Here is a 21,671-nt window from a genome sequence, read left to right on the forward strand (position 1 = left end):
CGCTTCGGCGGGGCTTTTTACTTCAGTCCGCATGCTATAGCACTGGCTGCCAGATCGAGAAGACGCATAGTGATCGATTGAATGCGCGTGCGTAACGCTATCTCACTGCTGTTGGCATGGATCTGCGCGATCGTTTTCTGTTTATTCAGCAGCGCTGCCATATCCTCTTCACTAATTAACCCCTGCGAGCGATCAAGTACCGCCTGAGCGGCAATCTCCGCGCTGGTGTTAATAAAGGTTTCACGATCGTTCAGGCCCTGTCTCAGGAGACCAAGAAACTCGTCCGCGACGATTTTCAAGGCACTTTTTTGAAACTGTGGTGAAGCCAGCGCCTGGCCTACGGCGTTAATTAGCGTACTCATTAACATTCTCCTTTATTCACATGGCGAAGCGGGTCGGTTGCATTCGCCCCGTACGGCTTCGAGATACGCCAGTCGGGCCTGGGCACGCCATAGCGCGGCCTGTGCTGGCGTAAAAGGACGATGCTGCCTCAATAGCCGGGCATGATCTTCGCGATAAACCAACTGCAGCAGACGGAGATTATCGGTACGCAGCGGGTCGCCCAGGCTTTCGGCATACGCGAGCGCTTCTGCAAAGCGCAATTGCAGAGTGTGGTCAGCGTCCGCGAGCGCGAGGGTGTCCAGTGTGCCGGAAGGTGCAGTGAAATCGTCGATCATCTGTAAATGCGCTGCCATCAGGTCGGTTAACTGCGCATGGGCTCGCGGCTGGTAATTTCCCACCAGACTGCACGCTGAAATGAGTACTGTCAGACCAAGTAGCCACCCCGGAAAATAGTGCGTTAGCGTTGATATGCGCGGCATGATATTCCCCTGCGTTTGCCCGCCCTTCGCGAAATTCAGCATCGGTTGGCTACGCGCGCAAATCATCTTTGCTCACGCCGTTCGCAAGAAACATCATCAGAAAAAAGTGAGGGGAAATGAGGCGCGTCGGGCCGGTTGACCCGACGCGTGGAACGTTACTTCAGAAGTGGTTTCAGGAAGCGGGCGGTGTGCGAGGCTTCGCACTCCGCCACGGTTTCCGGCGTGCCGGAAACGAGGATCTCGCCGCCGCCGCTGCCGCCTTCCGGCCCCAGATCGACGATCCAGTCGGCGGTTTTGATCACATCCAGGTTATGTTCGATAACCACGATCGTGTTGCCCTGATCGCGCAACTGATGCAGTACCGCCAGCAGTTGCTGGATATCCGCGAAGTGCAGACCGGTCGTTGGCTCATCGAGAATATAGAGCGTCTGCCCGGTGCCGCGTTTTGAAAGCTCCCGGGCAAGCTTCACGCGCTGCGCTTCACCACCGGAAAGCGTGGTGGCGGACTGGCCGAGACGAATATAAGTCAGACCCACATCCATCAGCGTTTGCAGCTTACGCGCCAGTGCTGGCACCGCGTCGAAGAACTCACGCGCTTCTTCGATGGTCATATCCAGCACTTCATGGATGGTTTTGCCTTTATATTTGATCTCCAGCGTTTCGCGGTTGTAGCGCTTGCCTTTGCACTGATCGCACGGCACGTAGATATCCGGCAGGAAGTGCATCTCAACCTTGATAACGCCATCGCCCTGGCAGGCTTCACAGCGGCCGCCGCGCACGTTAAAGCTGAAGCGGCCCGGCGTATAGCCGCGCGAGCGCGCTTCCGGCACGCCAGCGAACAGTTCACGCACTGGTGTAAAGACGCCGGTATAGGTCGCCGGGTTCGAACGTGGCGTCCGGCCAATCGGGCTCTGATCGATATCAATAACTTTATCGAAATGTTCCATACCCTGAACGTCGCGATACGGTGCCGGTTCGGCGATGGTCGCACCGTTGAGCTGGCGCTGGGCAATCGGGAACAGCGTATCGTTGATAAGCGTCGATTTACCGGAGCCAGAAACGCCAGTCACGCAGGTAAACAGGCCAACCGGCAGCGTCAGGGTGACGTCTTTCAGGTTGTTGCCGCGCGCACCGGTCAGCTTCAGCACTTTTTCAGGATCGGCTTTCACGCGCTCTTTCGGCACTTCAATTTTGCGCTTACCGCTCATGAACTGGCCCGTGAGCGATTCCGGCACCGCCATGATCGCGTCCAGTGGACCTTCGGCGACGACCTGGCCGCCGTGCACGCCAGCGCCAGGGCCGATATCGATCACATGGTCGGCCGCGCGGATGGCGTCTTCATCGTGCTCCACCACAATTACGGTATTGCCAAGATTACGCAGGTGAATCAGCGTACCGAGCAGGCGTTCGTTATCGCGCTGATGCAGGCCGATGGACGGCTCATCCAGCACATACATCACGCCCACCAGGCCCGCGCCAATCTGGCTTGCCAGACGGATACGCTGCGCCTCGCCGCCCGAAAGCGTTTCTGCGGAGCGGGAGAGCGTCAGGTAGTTCAGGCCGACGTTCACCAGGAATTTCAGGCGATCGCCAATCTCTTTCAATACTTTTTCAGCAATTTTGGCGCGCTGGCCGGAGAGCTTCATGTTATTGAAGAACTCCATGGCGTGGCCGATGCTCATATCGGAAATGGTCGGCAGCGCGGTGTTTTCGACAAACACGTGGCGCGCTTCGCGACGCAGACGCGTGCCTTCGCAGGTGGCACACGGGCGGTTGCTGATAAATTTCGCCAGCTCTTCGCGCACCGCGTTGGATTCGGTCTCTTTGTAGCGACGCTCCATATTGTGCAACACGCCTTCAAATGGATGACGACGCACGGAGGTGTCGCCGCGATCGTTCATATATTTGAATTCGATGGTTTCTTTACCGGAGCCGAACAGCACCGCTTTCTGCACTTTATCGCTGAGCGTATTCCACGGCGCTTCGACGTCAAACTTATAGTGTTCCGCCAGCGAGCGCAGCATCTGGAAATAGTAAAAGTTGCGGCGATCCCAGCCGCGGATGGCGCCGCCCGCGAGCGACAGCTCGCCGTTCTGCACCACGCGATCCGGGTCAAAATATTGCTGCACGCCAAGACCGTCACAGGTCGGACATGCGCCAGCCGGGTTGTTAAACGAAAACAGGCGCGGCTCAAGCTCGCGCATGCTGTAGCCGCAAATCGGGCAGGCGAAATTGGCGGAGAACAGCAGTTCTTCCGCTTTTTCGTCATCCATATCCGCCACGACCGCCGTACCGCCGGAAAGCTCCAGCGCGGTTTCAAACGACTCGGCCAGGCGCTGCGCTAAATCTTCACGCACTTTGAAGCGGTCCACGACCACTTCGATGGTGTGTTTCTTCTGCAATTCCAGCTTCGGTGGATCGGAGAGATCGCACACTTCGCCATCGATACGCGCGCGGATATAGCCCTGGCTTGCCAGGTTTTCCAGCGTCTTGGTGTGCTCGCCTTTACGCTCTTTAATGACCGGCGCAAGCAGCATCAGGCGCTTGCCTTCCGGCAGCGCCAGCACGTTATCGACCATCTGGCTGACGGTTTGCGCCGCAAGCGTAACGTCGTGATCCGGGCAACGTGGCTCGCCGACGCGGGCGTAGAGCAGACGCAGATAGTCGTGGATTTCCGTGATAGTGCCCACGGTAGAACGCGGGTTATGGGACGTCGATTTCTGCTCGATGGAGATAGCAGGCGACAGCCCTTCGATATGATCGACATCCGGCTTTTCCATCAGCGACAGGAACTGACGCGCGTAAGCGGAAAGCGACTCGACATAACGGCGCTGCCCTTCGGCGTAGAGCGTGTCGAAAGCCAGCGAAGACTTGCCGGAACCCGACAGCCCGGTCACGACAATCAGTTTGTCGCGCGGAATGACGAGATTGATATTTTTGAGATTGTGGGTGCGGGCGCCCCGAACTTCTATCTTATCCATTCACCTTTCCTGGATTTGAACGCTAATGCCTGGGTGTTTGAAGGACAACCGGTGGCCAGAAACGGTTAATTATGACACAATTTAACCTGAATGGATATCCAGTATTTATTTGCAACTGTGTATACTGTGTGAACATTTCCTGAAGCCGTCTCGCAGCTATCAACATTGAAGGCTGACGTGGTAGAATGGAATGTTTACACTATTAAGAAATGTTTTCAGGAGACACGATCATGGCCAGCAGAGGCGTAAACAAGGTGATTCTCGTCGGTAATCTGGGGCAGGACCCGGAAGTACGCTACATGCCGAACGGCGGGGCCGTGGCGAACCTGCGCCTGGCGACTTCCGAATCCTGGCGCGATAAGCAGACCGGTGAGATGAAAGAAGTGACCGAATGGCACAGCGTCGTGCTGTACGGGAAACTGGCGGAAGTCGCTGGCGAATACCTGCGCAAAGGCTCGCAGGTGTACATCGAAGGTCAGCTGCGTACCCGTAAGTGGCAGGATCAGAGCGGTCAGGATCGCTACTCTACCGAAGTTGTTGTTAACGTCGGCGGCACCATGCAGATGCTGGGCGGCCGTCAGGGCGGCGGCGCAGGCGGCAACATGGGCGGCGGTCAGCAGCAGGGCGGTTGGGGTCAGCCTCAGCAGCCGCAGCAGCAGGGTGGTGGCGCGCAGTTCAGCGGCGGCGCACAGTCTCGTCCGCAGCAGCAGGCGCCAGCGCCTTCTAACGAACCGCCGATGGATTTCGACGACGATATCCCGTTCTGATAGCGCTGCGTTCCGCGCGGAATGCCTCACTTCAGAAAGCGTTGAAAAGCTCTGCTCCGGCAGGGCTTTTTCTTTACCGTTTTTTGTTGTGGCTGTTGAATGTCTTCTGTCTGATAGTACGCCAGCCTGCAAGCCTTCACCGCAACGGCACCTTCCATAATGGCTAACCGCGTTCGCTTTCTTCCTTAACTGGCACGATGAAATAATCGCCAAATGAAAGGGATAGCGCTTTTCCGCGATGCGGCGCTAAATCTCGCCGCCGGAATGCCGATATAGGTTGCATGAAGTCTTCATACGTTCCGTACGTTTTCGGCAGGGATGATGCCCCACAGTGCAGGTTAGCCCATGTCAGAAAGAGATCGCGACCAACTCCTTAGCCAGGCGACCGACCAGTACTGGCAACACATTATTCCGATCGTCTGGCTGGCGTTGCTGATTCATGTCGGGCTGATTTTTCTGTTTCTGTCGATGAGCATTCCGACGCTCGCCATTTTTAATATCTTCAGCGTGATGGTTTATATCCACTGCCTGAATGAAATAGAGCACTACCGGTATCTGTATGTCGGTACGCTGATGAGCGTGGAAATTCTGGCGCATGCCGTTGCCACTACGGTGTTGCTGGGCTGGGAGAGTAATTTTTATCTGTTTGTTTTTTCGCTGATCCCCATCGTGTCGTTCAGCTTCCAGCAGGTACCGGTGCGGCGTGCGCTGTTCCTGGCGGCGATTGCGGTGCTTGGCACTGTGGGGTATGCCCTGCGCCATCACACCGGTACGGCGTCGGGGTTAAGCCCGGCAGTGCTGAATGGCATCGGTGTGGCTAATGCGGTGATGGCGATTGGCCTGTTGATGTACACCACGCTGCGTTCGGTAGAATTCACCCACGCAATGAAGCTCGATCTTTTTAATACCGCAAGCCGCGACAGCCTGACGAACCTGTATACCCGACGCCATTTTATGCATCAGGTTTCCCTGCTGGACAAACAACCCGGCACCCATAATGTGGCGCTGTTGCTGCTGGATATCGACCATTTTAAAACGATTAACGACAGCAGCGGCCACAGCTATGGAGATATGATTTTGCAGCGCATCGCGCGGGCGATTACCGATAACGTGCGCGAAAGCGACATCGTGGCGCGCTGGGGCGGCGAAGAGTTTCTGGTGCTGATGCCGGATACGTCGTTACCTGATGCCAGACGGGTGGCGGAGCGGCTGCTGACGCGCATTCAGGAGTGGGTCGGACAAACGGATAAAAACCCGCGTGAAGTAACCGCGACGCTTGCCATCAGCGCCTTTGGCAAAGATGAAGAGTTTGAAAAAGCGCTCAATCGCGCCGACAAAATGTTGTACGCCGGTAAGCAGCAGGGGCGAAATCGTCTGGTTATCGCCGATTAACGTACTGATTTAAAAATTTAAAAAAGCCAGAAATAACCCCTGGGTACTCCTTAGTTAGCATTTTCCCGGTGGGGGTGAAGTGCCATGCTCTGCGATTCCTTCCTGTGCGACGGCGTTTATTGACGTGCCCGCCAGTTGCCGCCCGCAGGTGAATTTCACACAGGGAATGCAAGCGATGACACAGGAATCGAATCCGTTTACTGCCGCCTGGAGCCGTAACGGCAATCTGCTCTGCCACGGCCACTGGATTATTACTTTTGAAGCGCGCCCGGTGACGTTGCCGCAACAATGGCAGGATAAGGCGATGAACACATGGGGGATCTACTCGATTATCGATCCCGAGGACGACACGTTCGCCGACGGGCTGGAAGAAGAGGAGTGGATTGTCGAGAACGTCGAGTGGCTGACAGACTGGTTTTTCGATAACCATATTCCGCTGGAGGAGCGCTACTACCGCGCCTTCTGGCAGGCAATCAATAAAGCGGACTGGCGCTGTACCAGTTGCGCCGGTTGTATGTAAGGGCCTGGCAGAAAACAAAAAAGCCCCTGATGCAGGGGCTTTAATGAAAGACGATGAGGTTATCAGGTCACAACCATCGGCCATTCCGGCGGCGTGTGGCTCATCACTTCCACCATCACGTCTTTCAGATTGTGCCAGATGGCGTGAAAGTCGATGCTGACGCCGAGCAGCCCTGTCGCGAAGACGCAGGAAGCGACGATACCCAGCCCGCTGCTGATTACCGCCAGCGCCTGGTAGTCAGATTTGCGAAACTGAATATTGAGCGTGCTGGCAAGAAACATTAAAACCGCACCCAGAAGTTGCCAGCGCATCAGTACCATGCTGGCGGTAAGCGTAGCCATGAAAACCTGTCCTCAAAAAGCGTTCTGCCGCGCAGGAGGCCGGGAAGAGGTTAGCCTGGCGCGGCGCTAAAATTTAACGTGACGGCAAGCATGTAAACTTGCACACTAAGTGTGAACTGTATCACATTTGTTGTTTTATTCGCCAGTCGGAAGGACGTGTGTTGATGAAAAAAAACGCACGTTTAACGTGTCCAGTGGCGACCGCCTGGAATAAAAAATCGTCGAAAAGAAAGCGCGGAAAAAAATCCTTGCCGGATTTTACTAATGCATAAATTTTCATTTCGACACAAAAAAACGCGACCCGTACATTTTTTCGGCAGTTGTGATTAATTTAACTTAAAACGCTTTCTGAAGTGGTTGATGAATTTTTAGCACGGTTATCAACGCGGATATTTCACTTAAGAAAAATTAAATAGCCATTCCCTATTTTCCTTATGGCAAATTTTAATGTTTCACGTGAAATATTGGATGGATAACTGGAAATGGCTATTGCCAATGCGTGCTGATTGATGCAACGTAAACACCTGTTTGCGATGTGTCTCATCAGGCGATTAATGTGACACAGAAAGCAGGGATATGAGGCCATAATGAATTTCAGGGCACGACGTCAGGCGTTGCGAATCTCAGGCATAATCATGGTGGTCTTACTGCCTGTGATGCTTGCGCTTTGGGTCGCCCATCATCGGGCAGTCAACGAGACGCGTGCACATCTGGATACCTTCGCGCAACTGGTCCTCAACCGTACCGAACTGGTGTTAAACCATGTCGATGCCGCCCATAACGAAGCCGAAAAATATCAGGGCGAAATATGCTCTTCCGCGCATCAAAGAAATATGCTGGATATTTCGCGCGGACAAATCTATATCGAAGATTTAATTTACGCACAGGGTGATGAGCTATTATGTTCAACTCTGTTCGACCAGCCTTTTATTCTCTCGCCTGCGAATTATACGCGCTCACCAGACATTGCTATTTACTATTATCGTGATACGCCATTTTTTGCTGGTCATAAAATGGTTTATTTGCGTAAAGGCAATTATGTCGCGGTGGTTAACCCGTTATCCTTTAGCGAAATACTATCTAATGACGCCACTATCTCTTATGGCGTTTATGACACCGTCACACGGGAGTTTTTTTCGGTAAGTGATAAAGCCGACGCCCGTGCGCTCGCGCCTTTTGCACGTTCACGGAATACCGATTTCCAGAACGAGGGCCGTTTCTGGTCGATTGTGCTCTCCGGCAAGCGTCCGATTGCCGTCGCCGTTTCAACCAGCGACGCCTGGTTCTGGCAGGCGTGGCGGCGCCAGATGTCGGTGATGTTGCCGCTCGGGCTTGTGATGGGCGGTTTGCTGGTTTTTCTCGGCACGCGCACCCGTAACCGCTTCAACTCGCCGAGCCGCCAGCTCCAGCGCGCGTTGCATAAACGCGCGTTGCGTCTGCATTATCAGCCGATTATGGATATCAAGCACGGCATGTGCGTCGGCGCGGAAGCGCTGTTGCGCTGGCCCGGCTACAACGGTCAGGTGATGAGTCCGGCGGAGTTTATCCCGCTTGCGGAAAAAACCGGGATGATTGCGCAGGTGACTGATTATGTGGTGGAAGAGTTGTTTAATGACTTAGGCCATTTCCTGGCGACCCACCCGCAGATTTATATTTCTATTAACCTGTCGGCATCCGATTTCCATTCGTCGCGCCTGATAGCGTTAATCGAAGGGAAAAATAACCAGCATGGCGTTCGGGCGCAGCAAATCAAGATTGAAGTGACCGAGCGCGGCTTTATTGATGTGCCGCGCACCACGCCGGTTATTCAGGCGTTTCGCCAGTCAGGATTTGAGATTGCCATTGATGATTTCGGCACCGGATATTCCAACCTTCATAATCTCTATTCGCTGAACGTCGATATTCTGAAAATTGATAAATCGTTTATCGATACCTTAACCACCAACAGCACCAGCCATCTGATCGCGGAACATATCATCGATATGGCGCAAAGCCTGCGGCTGAAAATTATCGCCGAGGGCGTTGAAACCGCCGAACAGGTGGGCTGGCTGTTGAAGCGCGGGGTGCAGTATTGCCAGGGGGGGCATTTCTCAAAAGCGCTGCCGCGTCAGGAGTTTGTCACCTGGCTGCAACAGGATGACGCCCGGGGAGTGCCGGGCTGGCAGAGTTGCACCATTAACCGTCAGGCGCTCTGACGATAATCGCTCGGCGTGCGGTCGAACTGACGGCGAAATATCCGCGAAAACGTCTGTTGCGACACATAGCCATAATCCATCGCAATATCAAAAATCGGCCGTCGGGTCGTGCGCAGCTCCTGCGCCGCCAGTTGCAAACGCCGCTTGCGAATATACTCACCCAGCGTCTGATGCATCACGGTGCGAAACATCCGCTGTAGATACCATTTCGAATAGCCCGACTTCTTTGCCACCACATCGATATTCAGTGGCTGGTCAATATGCTCATCAATCCATTGCGTCAGCGCGTGGATAATTTCCTGATGTGACATAAGCCGTCCTCTTCCTCTGTTTTGGGTTAGCCGTTCTTCTGGTCGGCGAGTATAATTCCTCAAGTCAACTTGAGGTAAAGCCCCTGATGGAAAAGAAAGCACCCAGAATCAAATCGCTGCTGACGCCGGGCGAAGTCGCGAAGCGCAGCGGCGTGGCGGTCTCCGCGCTGCACTTCTATGAAACTAAAGGCCTGATCAAAAGCACCCGCAACAGCGGCAATCAACGGCGTTACCGGCGAGACGTGCTGCGCCAGGTGGCGATTATTAAAATCGCCCAGCGTATCGGCATTCCGCTGGCGACGATTGGCGAGGCTATCGGCGTGTTGCCGGAAGGGCATAACCTGAGCCCGAAGGCATGGAAGCAGCTCTCGATGCAGTGGCGCGAGGAGCTGGACCGGCGTATTAAAACGCTGACCGCGCTGCGCGACGATCTCGACGGCTGCATCGGCTGCGGCTGTTTGTCGCACCGCGACTGCCCGCTGCGCAACCCCGAAGACCGTCTGGGCGCGCAGGGCAGCGGGGCGCGTCTGCTGGAAGACGAATAAGCGGCGCGCAAACAAATTCGGTGCACTGGCGGCGGATTCTCTATAGTTAATGCAATGAAAAGCGAAAGGAAAACGCCATGCTGACGGTCCACCATCTGAATAATTCCCGCTCGCAGCGCATTCTTTTTGCGCTTGAAGAGCTTGGACAGCCCTATGAACTGGTGCGCTACCAGCGCGAGCCGACTATGCTGGCGCCGCCCTCGCTCAGGAAAGTGCATCCGCTCGGCAAGTCGCCGGTGCTGGAGGATAACGGCCAGAAAATTATCGAGTCCGGCGCGATTCTGGAGTATCTCCAGGAGACCTATGACACCGAACAGCGTTTTAAACCGCAGAGTGCGGAAGAGAAAATTCAGTACCGCATCTGGCTGCATTACGCCGAAGGTTCGTTAATGCCGCTGCTGTTAATGAAGCTGGTGTTTGGCAGCCTCGGGAAAAAGCCCGTTCCGCTCGGGCTTCGCACCCTCGGCAAAGCGCTTGGACAGGGCGTGCAGAAAGCCTGGCTTAATAAGCAGCTCGCCACTCACACGCGCTTTATGGAAGATCACCTGACACAACATCCATGGTTTGCCGGACAGACCTTCAGCATGGCGGATATTCAGATGAGCTTCCCGGTTATCGCCCTGCTGGCGCGCAGCGACTCCGGCGAGTTCCGCCAGCTACGCGCGTGGCTTACCAATCTTCAGGCGCGTCCGGCCTGGCAGCGCGCCATCGAAAAAGGCGGCCCGCTGGAGATCCCCGGCAGCTAATCGTTGTGGCCTTCCTATGAAGGCCCTGTTTTTGCGCATCAACGATATCGTTTGCGCAGCCTGCGCTGAATTAATCATCAGACGACGCAACTTTTTGCCAAAAGCCATAAAGTTCAGTTGAAAATCCCCGCCCTAAGGCTGGATAATCGTTTGCCTTAAAATTTTGCCGTTTTTTGCGCGTGGAGTTAAACGTTTGCTTTTTGTGGCTCCTCCAAAACCACAAACAGAACGCAGGGAGTTAACGTTTGATCCGCAGCGGGTTGTTTGCCACGCGCGAGCTTTAAAAACTCACACTTTTCAGGGGATGTCTCATTATGTCTACGCCTTCTGCGCGTAACGGCGGTTCACTCGACGCCTTTTTTAAAATTTCCGCGCGCGGCAGTAACGTGCGTCAGGAGATTGTTGCCGGTCTCACCACATTTCTCGCGATGGTCTATTCGGTGATCGTCGTGCCGGGCATGCTCGGCAAAGCCGGTTTTCCGCCTGCCGCCGTGTTTGTCGCCACTTGTCTGGTGGCAGGTGTTGGCTCCATCGTGATGGGGCTGTGGGCGAATCTGCCGCTGGCGATTGGCTGCGCCATCTCGCTGACCGCCTTTACGGCGTTTAGCCTGGTGCTCGGGCAGCACATCAGCGTACCGGTCGCGCTCGGCGCGGTCTTCCTGATGGGCGTGCTGTTTACCGTTATCTCCGCAACCGGCATTCGTAGCTGGATCCTGCGTAACCTGCCGCAGGGCGTGGCGCACGGCACCGGCATCGGTATCGGTCTGTTCCTGTTGCTGATTGCCGCGAACGGCGTAGGCCTGGTCATTAAAAACCCGCTCGACGGCTTGCCGGTGGCGCTTGGCCATTTCGCGAGCTTCCCGGTGATCATGTCGCTGATTGGTCTTGCGGTTATTATCGGTCTTGAGAAACTCAAAGTGCCGGGCGGCATTCTGCTGACCATCATCGGTATTTCCATTGTCGGCCTGATTTTCGATCCGACGGTGAAGTTCACCGGCCTGTTCGCCATGCCGTCGCTGAGCGATGACAAGGGCAATTCGCTGATCGGCAGCCTGGATATCATGGGCGCGCTCGATCCTGTGGTGATTCCGAGCGTGCTGGCGCTGGTGATGACCGCCGTGTTTGACGCCACCGGCACCATTCGCGCGGTCGCGGGCCAGGCGAATCTACTGGATAAAGACGGTCAGATCATCGACGGCGGCAAAGCGCTGACCACCGACTCCCTCTCCAGCGTCTTCTCAGGCCTGGTGGGCGCGGCACCGGCAGCGGTGTATATCGAATCTGCCGCTGGCACCGCGGCGGGCGGTAAAACGGGCCTGACGGCGATTACCGTCGGCGTGCTGTTCCTGCTTATCCTGTTCCTCTCGCCGCTCTCGTACCTGGTACCGGCGTATGCCACAGCGCCCGCGCTGATGTATGTTGGCCTGCTGATGCTGAGCAACGTGGCGAAAATCGACTTCGCTGATTTCGTGGATGCGATGGCGGGGCTGATTACCGCGGTGTTTATCGTGCTGACCTGCAACATCGTGACCGGCATCATGATAGGTTTTGCGTCGCTGGTCATTGGCCGCGTCGTCTCCGGTGAGTTCCGCAAGCTTAATATCGGCACTATTGTCATCGCCATCGCGCTGGTCGCTTTCTACGCGGGCGGCTGGGCAATCTAAACCTTTCTTTAACGAAGCGGGCTGCGGCCCGCTTTTTTCCTGCTTTCAGGGCACAACCTGATTCCTTTTCCGGCGCGTCAGTGTTCTATTATCAAAGGTGAGTCTTTCATCACAGATAATAAGGAGCCGCTCAGACCGCATGGAAATCTTTTTTACCATTCTCATCATGACCCTCATGGTATCGCTCTCCGGGGTCGTTACCCGCATGCTGCCCTTCCAAATCCCGCTGCCGCTGATGCAGATAGCCATCGGGGCGCTGCTCGCCTGGCCGACGTTCGGTCTGCACGTCGACTTTAACCCCGAGCTGTTCCTGGTCCTGTTTATTCCGCCGCTGTTGTTCGCCGACGGCTGGAAAACCCCGACCCGCGAATTTCTCGATCACGGCCGCGAAATTATCGGCCTCGCGCTGGCACTGGTGGTGGTCACCGTTGTCGGCATCGGTTTTCTTATCTACTGGATGGTGCCGGGCATTCCACTCATTCCTGCTTTCGCGCTGGCGGCGGTGCTGTCGCCAACCGATGCGGTGGCGCTTTCCGGCATCGTGGGCGAAGGCCGTATCCCGAAAAAAATCATGGGAATTTTGCAGGGCGAGGCGCTGATGAATGACGCCTCCGGCCTGGTGTCCCTGAAATTCGCCGTCGCGGTCGCGATGGGGACGATGGTCTTTACCGTGGGCGGCGCGTCGCTGGAGTTTTTAAAAGTGGCGATTGGCGGTCTGCTCGCCGGGATCGCGGTAAGCTGGCTGTATGGCCGCTCGCTGCGCCTGCTGAGCCGCTGGGGCGGCGATGAGCCCGCTACGCAGATAGTTCTGCTGTTCCTGCTGCCGTTCGCCTCTTATCTGATTGCCGAACATATCGGCTTCTCCGGCATTCTGGCCGCGGTGGCCGCCGGGATGACCATCACCCGCTCCGGCGTGATGCGCACCGCGCCGCTGGCGATGCGCCTGCGCGCCAACAGCGTCTGGTCGATGCTGGAGTTTGTGTTTAACGGCATGGTCTTCCTGATGCTCGGTCTGCAACTGCCGGGGATTATGGAGACGTCGCTTGCCGCCGCCGAAAAAGATCCGAACGTCGAGACCTGGATGCTGTTCATGGATGTCGTTCTGATCTACGGGGCGCTGATTGGCGTGCGTTTCCTGTGGCTGTGGATCATGAAGCGCTTTAGCCTGCGTTTTCTGAAGAAAAAACCGCTGACGTTTGGCGAGTACTCGACGCGCGAGCTGCTGGTGGCGTCGTTCGCCGGCGTGCGTGGGGCGATTACCCTTGCGGGTGTGCTCTCCATACCGCTGCTGCTGCCGGACGGCTCGCCGTTCCCGGCGCGCTATGAGCTGGTGTTCCTGGCTGCGGGCGTCATTCTTTTCTCGCTGTTTGTCGGCGTGATCCTGCTGCCGATTCTGCTGCAACAGGTTGAGACGCCGGATCACGGCCTGGCGCACAAAGAAGAACGCATGGCGCGTTCGGTGACAGCGGAAGTGGCGATTACCGCCATCCAGAAAATGGAAGAGCGTCTGGCTGCGGATACCGAAGAGAACATCGACGATCAGTTGTTAAGAGAAGTTTCCGCACGCGTGGTGGGGAACCTGCGCCGCCGCGCAGACGGGCGCAACGATGTGGAAAACAGTGAGCTTGAGGAAAATCTTGAGCGCCGTTTCCGCCTGACCGCACTGCGTGCGGAGCGCGCCGAGCTGTACCACCTGCGCGCCACGCGGCAAATCAGTAACGAGACGCTGCAAAAAATGCTGCACGATATGGACCTGCTCGAAGCGCTGCTGATGGAGCGCAAATAACCGTAACCGCCGGAGTTTTCCGGCGGTTTTTTTTTACCGTCCCGCCAGCCGTCGCACCAGTTCAAACTCGCTAAAATTCACCGGCCGCTGCTGCTGCATTGAGATATTCCCGGCAATGCCTGTGAGAATGGACATCGCGCCCGCGCGGTGATCGGCGGCGCGTTGCAGCGGGTCGTCGCCCGGCTCACCGAAGAGATCGGCCAGCATCGCGTTGTCGCCGCCGCCGTGCCCGCCTTCGCCCAGCGTGAAATCCGCCTTCCAGGGGGCCGCAAACATCGGGTAAACCGTGATATCACAGCGGTCGAGGCTGCCTTCGGCCTCACGCAGCCCGCCGCCGTTAACGTAAGAGTTTTCCACCAGTTTCATTTCAAGCCGACCGCGGCTGCCGTTAAACACCACGTTGAGTCCCTCCTGCGGCAGATACGCATTGAGCGAATAGGTGAGCTGCGTCTGGTTCTGGTATTTCACCAGCACCGACAGCGTATCCTCAATGGTAATGCCGTCGCCAAAAACGCTCTGATCACGAAAGTAGCTGCCCTCGTGTTCGGCATCCAGATAGAGCGCTTTAAGCTGCGCGCTCTCCTCCATGTGCAGCGCAAACGGGTCGTCCTTCGCCGCCGCATAGCCGTGGGCGCGTGGGTAAAAGTGCGAAACGCCGCGCTTTTCGGCGTTTTCACGCCCATAAAAACGCAGCGCGCCTTCGGCATAAACCCGTTGCGGGTAGCTGCCGAGCCAGAAATTCATTAAGTCGAAATGGTGGGTGGATTTATGCACCAGCAGGCCGCCGCTGTTGCGCTTCTCCCGGTGCCAGCGGCGGAAATAGTCCGCGCCATGTTCAGTATTCAGCAGCCATTCGAAGTGCACCGAAAACACCTCGCCGATAGTGCCGTTCATCAGCAGTTCGCGCACTTTGCTGTGGTGCGGCGCATAGCGGTAGTTGAAGGTCACACGCACTTCGCGGCCCGTCTCTTCAATGGCGTTAAGGATGCGTAGCGCACGCGCTTCGTCGATGGTCATCGGTTTTTCGGTGATGACATCGCAGCCCGCATGGAGCGCGCGGACGATGTAGTCGTCGTGAGTGCGATCCATCGTGGTGACGATGATCGTATCGGGCCGGGTGTTGCGGATCATCGCTTCAAACTGCGCGGCGACGAAACAGGGCACCGGCGGCGCGCCTGCGTTTTCCAGCAGACGATTAGCGTAGCGCATGCGGGTCTGGTTGGTGTCGCAGAACGCGACCATCTGCGCGCTGTCGCGAAACGTCCTGCCGATAGCCTCGATATACATTCCGGCGCGCCCGCCGGTTCCCACCAGGGCGTATTTTTTCACGGTCAACGTCCTCTCAGCCAAAATGACATGTTGTATGTATAAAATAAAAACGATGTTTCATTTTTATAATGTAGCGCGAGAGGCGTTGTGGGACAGAACGAAAGGGGAAAAGTGTGATCCCCGGCCGTCATAGCCGGGGAGAAGAGGCTTAGTGCGCGCGGCCCTGTTCGATGCCAAGACCGGTTTGTGAGCGGATAAACTGCGCGCGGAACTGCTCGCGCTCCAGATTGCCCTGCGCGCTGTTGTCGGTTGCCGAGAAGACCCAGATCCCGATAAACGCCACGGCGATGGAGAACAGCGCCGGATATTCATACGGGAAGACCGGCGCGGCGTGACCAAGCACCTGCACCCAGACGGTCGGGCCGAGGATCATCAGCACCACGGCGGTGAGCAGGCCGAGCCAGCCGCCAATCATCGCGCCGCGAGTGGTGAGCTTCGACCAGTACATCGAGAGCAAAATGATCGGGAAGTTACAGCTCGCCGCAATCGAGAACGCCAGGCCCACCATGAACGCGATGTTCTGCTTCTCAAACAGAATCCCGAGCAGGATAGCCACCACGCCGAGCACCAGCACGGTGATTTTCGAGACGCGCAGCTCGTCACGCTCGGTAGCACCTTTGCGAAAGACGTTGGCGTAGAGATCGTGCGACACCGCCGACGCGCCCGCGAGCGTCAGGCCAGCCACAACCGCGAGGATCGTGGCGAAGGCGACCGCCGAGATAAAGCCCAGGAACAGGTTGCCGCCCACGGCATCGGCCAGATGTACCGCCGCCATGTTGTTGCCGCCAATCAGCGCGCCAGTGGCGTCTTTAAACGCCGGGTTCGCGCCCACCAGCATGATGGCGCCAAAGCCGATGATAAAGGTCAGGATGTAGAAATAACCCATAAACCCGGTGGCGTAGAACACGCTCTTACGCGCTTCGCGGGCGTCGCTGACGGTAAAGAAGCGCATCAGGATATGCGGCAGACCGGCGGTGCCGAACATCAGGCCGAGGCCGAGCGACAGCGCGGAAACCGGATCTTTCACCAGACCGCCAGGACTCATGATAGCGCTGCCTTTCGGGTGAACCGCCATCGCTTCCGTAAACAGGTTGTTGAAGCTAAAGCCCACATGCTTCATTACCATGAACGCCATAAAGCTTGCGCCGAACAGTAGTAATACGGCTTTGATGATCTGCACCCAGGTGGTGGCCAGCATGCCGCCGAACAGCACATACATCACCATCAGCACGCCCACCAGCACCACGGCGATGTGGTAGTTCAGGCCGAAAAGCAGCTCGATAAGCTTGCCTGCGCCAACCATCTGCGCAATCAGATAGAGCGCGACCACCACCAGCGAACCACAGGCGGAGAGCAGACGGATAGGGCGCTGCTTCAGGCGATAGGAGGCGACGTCCGCAAAGGTGTAACGCCCGAGGTTACGCAACCGCTCGGCGATTAAAAACAGAATAATCGGCCAGCCCACCAGGAAGCCCAGCGAGTAAATGAGCCCGTCGTAGCCGGATGTATAGACCAGCGCGGAGATGCCGAGGAACGACGCGGCGGACATAAAGTCGCCCGCGATGGCAAGACCGTTCTGAAAGCCGGTAATGTTGCCGCCCGCGGTGTAGTAATCGCTGCGCGAACGGGTGCGTTTAGAGGCCCAGTAGGTGATGCCAAGCGTCAGCGCCACGAAGATCAGGAACATGATGATGGCCTGCCAGTTGGTCGGCTGGCGCTGTACATCACCGGTCAGCGCATCGGCGAGAGCGGCGGGCGAAAGCAGAGTCAGCAGCGGGAAAAGCACCTTTTTCATGATGACTTCACCTCTTTCAGCACGGCGTTATTCAGTCGGTCAAATTCACTGTTAGCGCGCCAGACATACACGCCGGTGAGAATAAACGATATAAGGATGACGCCGATGCCGATGGGAATACCGCGCGTCACGCTGCTGCCGGGCGAAAGCGGCGTGCCGAGCCAGCCCGGCGCGAATGCAATAAGCAGGATAAAGCCGACGTAAATAATCAGCATGATGAGGGAAAGGGTGAAGGCAAACCGTTGCCGCTTATGCACTAACTCCCTGTAAGGCGCACTGCTCTCTATCTGCTGACAAATATCGTTATTCATCATCGCAGTCTCCAGAAGTAAGGTAGGGGTTGTTATTATTCCCTCTCCCTTTAGGGGAGAGGGTTAGGTCGAAAGGTCAGTATGCAGGCGTGGTTATGATGGCATCGCGATGGACTGCTTCTCTTCGAGCAGTTTTTCCACCACACCCGGATCGGCGAGCGTTGAGGTATCGCCGAGATTGCTGGTATCGCCCGCCGCGATTTTGCGCAAAATACGGCGCATGATTTTGCCGGAGCGGGTTTTCGGCAGCGAATCGGTCCAGTGCAGCACGTCCGGCGTCGCCAGCGGGCCAATCTCTTTACGCACCCAGTTACGCACTTCGCTGTACAGCTCGGCTGACGGCTCTTCGCCATGGTTCAGCGTCACGTAAGCGTAGATCGCCTGGCCTTTAATGCTGTGCGGAATGCCCACCACCGCGGCTTCGGCGATTTTCGGGTGCGAGACCAGCGCGGATTCAATTTCGGCGGTGCCGAGACGGTGCCCGGAGACGTTGAGTACATCGTCCACGCGCCCGGTAATCCAGTAGTAACCGTCTTCGTCACGGCGTGCGCCGTCGCCGCTGAAGTACATGTTTTTAAACGTCGAGAAATAGGTCTGCTCGAAACGTTCGTGATCGCCAAACAGCGTACGCGCCTGGCCCGGCCAGGAGTCGGTAATGACCAAGTTGCCTTCGGTGGCGCCCTGCTGCGGATTGCCTTCGTTATCCACCAGCGCTGGCTGCACACCGAAGAACGGTCGCGTGGCGGAACCGGCTTTCAGTTCGGTCGCGCCGGGCAGCGGCGTAATCATGAAGCCGCCGGTTTCGGTCTGCCACCAGGTGTCGATCACCGGGCATTTCTCATTGCCGATTTTCTTCCAGTACCACTCCCACGCTTCCGGGTTAATCGGCTCGCCGACGGAACCGAGAATGCGCAGCGAGGAACGGTCAGTGCCGTCGATAGCCTTATCGCCTTCCGCCATCAGCGCGCGAATGGCCGTCGGCGCGGTATAGAGAATATTCACTTTGTGCTTATCCACCACCTGCGCCATACGGTTGGCGGAAGGCCAGTTCGGCACGCCTTCAAACATCAGCGTGGTGGCGCCGCAGGCGAGCGGCCCGTAGAGCAGATAGCTGTGGCCAGTCACCCAGCCCACATCGGCGGTGCACCAGTAGATATCGCCCGGATGGTAGTCAAAGGCGTAGAGGAATGTGGTCGCTGCGTAAACCAGATAGCCGCCGGTAGTATGCAGCACGCCTTTCGGTTTACCGGTCGAGCCAGAGGTGTAGAGAATAAACAGCGGATCTTCGGCGTTCATCTCGACGGGCTGATGATGCGCGCTGGCTTTCTCCACCAGCTCGCTCCACCAGAGATCGCGTCCTTCATGCCATTCGATGTTTCCGCCGGTGCGTTTCAATACCACAACATGTTCCACGCTGGTGACGCCGGGGTTTTTCAGCGCGTCATCGACGTTTTTCTTCAGCGGAATGGCACGTCCGGCTCGCACGCCTTCATCGGCGGTGATAACGAGACGCGCGCTGGAGTCGATAATGCGTCCGGCGACGGCCTCCGGCGAAAAGCCGCCGAAAATAACCGAGTGCACCGCGCCGATACGGGCGCAGGCGAGCATCGCGACGGCGGCTTCCGGCACCATCGGCATATAGATAGCGACCACATCGCCTTTCTTAATGCCGAGAGAGGTCAGGGTGTTTGCGAAGCGGCAAACGTCGCGGTGGAGTTCGCGGTAGCTGATGTGTTTGCTCTGGGTCGCGTCATCGCCTTCCCAGATAATGGCAGTCTGATCGCCGCGCTCGTTGAGATGCCGGTCAAGACAGTTTGCTGCCAGATTTAGCGTGCCGTCTTCATACCATTTAATCGAGATATTACCAGGCGCGAAAGAGGTGTTTTTTACCTTCTGGTAAGGCGTGATCCAGTCCAGGATTTTGCCTTGTTCGCCCCAGAAGGCGTCAGGGTCATGCACGGATTGCTGATATTTCGCATCATATTGTTCCGGCGTAATCAGGCAACGTTCCGCAATCGCTGCGGGAATAGGGTGTTTATGGATTTGGCTCATGGCTTTTTTCTCCTTTTAGATGTTAATGATATGTCACGCAAAAGTTAAGAACAGGCTTGCGAATAGCTTTGTTTACTTTTTGGGCGGCAGATCACGCATTGCCGAAACTGCATGAAAATTCATCAAACGAATCTTTCAAGGAAAATAATTGCTGTTAAGTATTATTTGCTGGCTCGATTTTATAATGTCTTAAATAACATTGGCTTATAGATGATTATCGCGATAAATTAGGGTTATTAAGGCAATTTTCAGTGAATATGCCTGTTCTTAAAGGGTTGCGTAGGATGCCGTGCAAGTGGTACTGATTAAACGCGTTAAAAAACCCCACAATATCACCCAACGTTTGTCATACCCCTTTCAGCTTGCGTCGTTCTCATTCGAGCACGCGTGGGAATGGCGCTGTAATTTAGGAAGTAAAGTCGTTATGAAAAACAGTAAAATCAGCCTGGCCTGGCAGATCCTGCTGGCCCTGGTGCTGGGTATTCTTCTGGGCAGTTTTCTCCATTATCAGACGGATAGCCGCGAATGGCTGGTGACCAACCTTCTTTCACCCGCTGGCGACATTTTTATTCATCTGATTAAAATGATCGTCGTGCCGATTGTTATCTCCACGCTGGTGGTGGGCATCGCCGGTGTCGGCGATGCCAAACAGCTCGGGCGCATCGGCGCGAAAACCATCCTCTATTTTGAAGTGATCACAACCGTCGCAATCATCATTGGCATTACGCTTGCGAACGTGTTCCAGCCAGGCAGCGGCATTGATATGTCACAGCTGGCAGCCGTGGATATTTCAAAATATCAGCACACGACCGAAGAGGTGCAGAGCCATGCTCACGGTCTGATGGGCACGATCCTCTCACTGGTGCCGACTAACATTTTCGCCTCAATGGCGAAAGGCGAGATGCTGCCGATTATCTTCTTCTCGGTGCTGTTCGGATTGGGGCTGTCTTCACTCCCGGCCACGCACCGTGAGCCGCTGGTGACGGTCTTCCGCTCTGTCTCCGAAACCATGTTTAAAGTCACCCATATGGTGATGCGCTATGCACCGGTGGGGGTGTTTGCGCTGATCTCTGTGACGGTGGCGAATTTTGGTTTCGCGTCGCTATGGCCGCTTGCGAAACTGGTGATTCTGGTTTACGTGGCGATTTTGTTCTTCGCGCTGATCGTACTGGGCGCGGTGGCGCGGATGTGTGGGCTGCGCGTCTGGACGCTGATCCGCATTCTTAAAGATGAACTGATTCTGGCGTACTCCACCGCAAGTTCGGAAAGCGTGCTGCCGCGGATTATCGAGAAAATGGAAGCCTACGGGGCGCCTGCGTCTATCACGAGTTTCGTGGTGCCGACCGGTTACTCCTTTAACCTTGATGGTTCGACGCTGTACCAGAGCATCGCGGCGATTTTTATCGCCCAGCTTTACGGTATTGAACTGTCGCTGGGTCAGGAGATTATCCTGGTGCTGACGCTGATGGTGACCTCGAAAGGGATCGCGGGCGTGCCTGGCGTTTCGTTCGTGGTACTGCTCGCGACGCTTGGCAGCGTCGGCATTCCGCTGGAAGGCCTGGCGTTTATCGCGGGCGTGGACCGTATCCTCGACATGGCGCGCACCGCGCTGAACGTGGTCGGCAACGCGCTGGCGGTTCTGGTTATCGCCAAGTGGGAACACAAGTTTGACCGCAAAAAAGCGCAGGCTTACGAGCGGGAAATGCTGGGCCGGTTCGACAGTACCGCCAACGATTAATCCCCTCGCTTTTGCGTTTTTGCAAACCCCGCTTCTGGCGGGGTTTTTTATAGCGATAGCGCAGGGTATGCACTGTAAATGGTAAAAAAACGGGTGCGTTAAGCACTCAACGCCAGCAAGTCGGGCGGAGCGAACCCCGCCCGGAGAGTGTTACCGGTCAGAGCAGGAAAGCCGTGCCGCCACCTCCTTATTTCCTTGCTTTATCGTTAACTCACATAACGTGCCGTGGTTAATTAAAGCGAAAATTAATATCGTGACGCAAAATACAACAAAACATGCGAAAAGATATCTCAGTGGCTTCATGCCTTTTACTCCTTGCCTTTCGGCGAGTAAGCGGCTAATCTCAACTTGTTGGGAGTTGAGGGATAGCCTCGGGT

Annotated in this window: 19 protein-coding genes; 9 read left to right on the plus strand and 10 right to left on the minus strand. The window is 56.2% G+C overall.

All coding sequences use genetic code 11. From position 1 onward, the window contains the following. Window positions 1–17: 17 nt before the first annotated feature. The 3 genes from AFK66_RS01465 to uvrA form a co-directional block, all read right to left on the minus strand. Window positions 18–362 (minus strand): hypothetical protein, encoded by a 345-nt coding sequence (locus AFK66_RS01465; protein ID WP_007778519.1) that lies wholly within the window; start codon window positions 360–362, stop codon window positions 18–20. Between the two features lie 12 nt (window positions 363–374). Then, on the minus strand, window positions 375–887 hold the full coding sequence (locus AFK66_RS01470; RefSeq protein WP_007778516.1) for a hypothetical protein: 513 nt from the start codon (window positions 885–887) through the stop codon (window positions 375–377). An 89-nt stretch (window positions 888–976) separates the two neighbouring features. Next, on the minus strand, window positions 977–3,802 hold the full coding sequence (gene uvrA / locus AFK66_RS01475; protein ID WP_023897907.1) for an excinuclease ABC subunit UvrA: 2,826 nt from the start codon (window positions 3,800–3,802) through the stop codon (window positions 977–979). Between the two features lie 230 nt (window positions 3,803–4,032). On the opposite strand from uvrA, the gene ssb1 reads away from it, so the two are divergent. The 3 genes from ssb1 (at window position 4,033) to AFK66_RS01490 (ending at window position 6,481) form a co-directional block, all read left to right on the plus strand. Beyond that, window positions 4,033–4,569, plus strand: coding sequence for a single-stranded DNA-binding protein SSB1 (ssb1, locus tag AFK66_RS01480; RefSeq protein WP_004386202.1), 537 nt, complete (start codon window positions 4,033–4,035; stop codon window positions 4,567–4,569). Window positions 4,570–4,914: 345 nt separating this feature from the next. Further along, complete coding sequence (locus tag AFK66_RS01485; RefSeq protein WP_007778508.1) at window positions 4,915–5,961, plus strand: GGDEF domain-containing protein; 1,047 nt, start codon at window positions 4,915–4,917, stop codon at window positions 5,959–5,961. Window positions 5,962–6,136: 175 nt separating this feature from the next. Then, complete coding sequence (locus AFK66_RS01490) at window positions 6,137–6,481, plus strand: hypothetical protein (RefSeq protein WP_032968434.1); 345 nt, start codon at window positions 6,137–6,139, stop codon at window positions 6,479–6,481. 62 nt (window positions 6,482–6,543) lie between these two features. Here AFK66_RS01490 and AFK66_RS01495 read toward each other — a convergent pair whose 3' ends face one another. Further along, window positions 6,544–6,822 (minus strand): YjcB family protein, encoded by a 279-nt coding sequence (locus tag AFK66_RS01495; RefSeq protein ID WP_007778502.1) that lies wholly within the window; start codon window positions 6,820–6,822, stop codon window positions 6,544–6,546. Window positions 6,823–7,409: 587 nt separating this feature from the next. On the opposite strand from AFK66_RS01495, the gene AFK66_RS01500 reads away from it, so the two are divergent. After that, window positions 7,410–9,017: an EAL domain-containing protein gene (locus AFK66_RS01500; protein WP_144432650.1), complete on the plus strand. Its 1,608-nt coding sequence runs from the start codon at window positions 7,410–7,412 to the stop codon at window positions 9,015–9,017. On the opposite strand, the gene soxS is transcribed toward AFK66_RS01500, so the two are convergent. Beyond that, complete coding sequence (soxS, locus tag AFK66_RS01505; protein WP_004386206.1) at window positions 9,005–9,328, minus strand: superoxide response transcriptional regulator SoxS; 324 nt, start codon at window positions 9,326–9,328, stop codon at window positions 9,005–9,007. The genes AFK66_RS01500 and soxS overlap by 13 nt on opposite strands. Window positions 9,329–9,414: 86 nt before the next feature. Here soxS and soxR point away from each other — a divergent pair, with 86 nt between their 5' ends. The 4 genes from soxR to AFK66_RS01525 all read left to right on the plus strand — a co-directional run bounded on the left by soxR (window position 9,415) and on the right by AFK66_RS01525 (window position 14,069). After that, the gene (gene soxR, locus AFK66_RS01510; protein WP_007778486.1) at window positions 9,415–9,873 is read left to right on the plus strand and encodes a redox-sensitive transcriptional activator SoxR; all 459 of its coding nucleotides are present in this window, start codon (window positions 9,415–9,417) and stop codon (window positions 9,871–9,873) included. Window positions 9,874–9,950: 77 nt separating this feature from the next. Beyond that, complete coding sequence (locus AFK66_RS01515; protein WP_007778483.1) at window positions 9,951–10,619, plus strand: glutathione S-transferase family protein; 669 nt, start codon at window positions 9,951–9,953, stop codon at window positions 10,617–10,619. A gap of 314 nt (window positions 10,620–10,933) precedes the next feature. Further along, window positions 10,934–12,283, plus strand: a complete 1,350-nt coding sequence (locus AFK66_RS01520) for an NCS2 family permease (RefSeq protein ID WP_023897912.1) — start codon at window positions 10,934–10,936, stop codon at window positions 12,281–12,283. 139 nt (window positions 12,284–12,422) lie between these two features. Beyond that, entirely contained in the window at window positions 12,423–14,069 is a 1,647-nt protein-coding gene (locus tag AFK66_RS01525; protein ID WP_007778478.1) for a Na+/H+ antiporter, read from the plus strand. Between the two features lie 33 nt (window positions 14,070–14,102). Here the strand turns inward: AFK66_RS01525 and AFK66_RS01530 are convergent, their stop codons facing one another. The 4 genes from AFK66_RS01530 to acs form a co-directional block, all read right to left on the minus strand. Beyond that, window positions 14,103–15,398: a Gfo/Idh/MocA family protein gene (locus tag AFK66_RS01530; protein WP_032986278.1), complete on the minus strand. Its 1,296-nt coding sequence runs from the start codon at window positions 15,396–15,398 to the stop codon at window positions 14,103–14,105. Window positions 15,399–15,546: 148 nt separating this feature from the next. Continuing rightward, on the minus strand, window positions 15,547–17,193 hold the full coding sequence (gene actP / locus AFK66_RS01535) for a cation/acetate symporter ActP (protein ID WP_007778474.1): 1,647 nt from the start codon (window positions 17,191–17,193) through the stop codon (window positions 15,547–15,549). Continuing rightward, window positions 17,190–17,504, minus strand: coding sequence for a DUF485 domain-containing protein (locus tag AFK66_RS01540; RefSeq protein WP_032969042.1), 315 nt, complete (start codon window positions 17,502–17,504; stop codon window positions 17,190–17,192). Before AFK66_RS01540 ends, actP begins: the two co-directional genes overlap by 4 nt. A 93-nt stretch (window positions 17,505–17,597) precedes the next feature. After that, complete coding sequence (gene acs / locus AFK66_RS01545; protein ID WP_023897917.1) at window positions 17,598–19,556, minus strand: acetate--CoA ligase; 1,959 nt, start codon at window positions 19,554–19,556, stop codon at window positions 17,598–17,600. Window positions 19,557–19,980: 424 nt separating this feature from the next. On the opposite strand from acs, the gene gltP reads away from it, so the two are divergent. Continuing rightward, the gene (gene gltP, locus AFK66_RS01550) at window positions 19,981–21,294 is read left to right on the plus strand and encodes a glutamate/aspartate:proton symporter GltP (protein ID WP_007778468.1); all 1,314 of its coding nucleotides are present in this window, start codon (window positions 19,981–19,983) and stop codon (window positions 21,292–21,294) included. Window positions 21,295–21,444: 150 nt separating this feature from the next. Here gltP and AFK66_RS20930 read toward each other — a convergent pair whose 3' ends face one another. Further along, entirely contained in the window at window positions 21,445–21,597 is a 153-nt protein-coding gene (locus AFK66_RS20930; RefSeq protein WP_071602984.1) for a Hok/Gef family protein, read from the minus strand. Window positions 21,598–21,671 lie beyond the last annotated feature (74 nt).

The sequence above is a fragment of the Cronobacter malonaticus LMG 23826 genome, assembly GCF_001277215.2.
Taxonomy (GTDB): domain Bacteria; phylum Pseudomonadota; class Gammaproteobacteria; order Enterobacterales; family Enterobacteriaceae; genus Cronobacter; species Cronobacter malonaticus.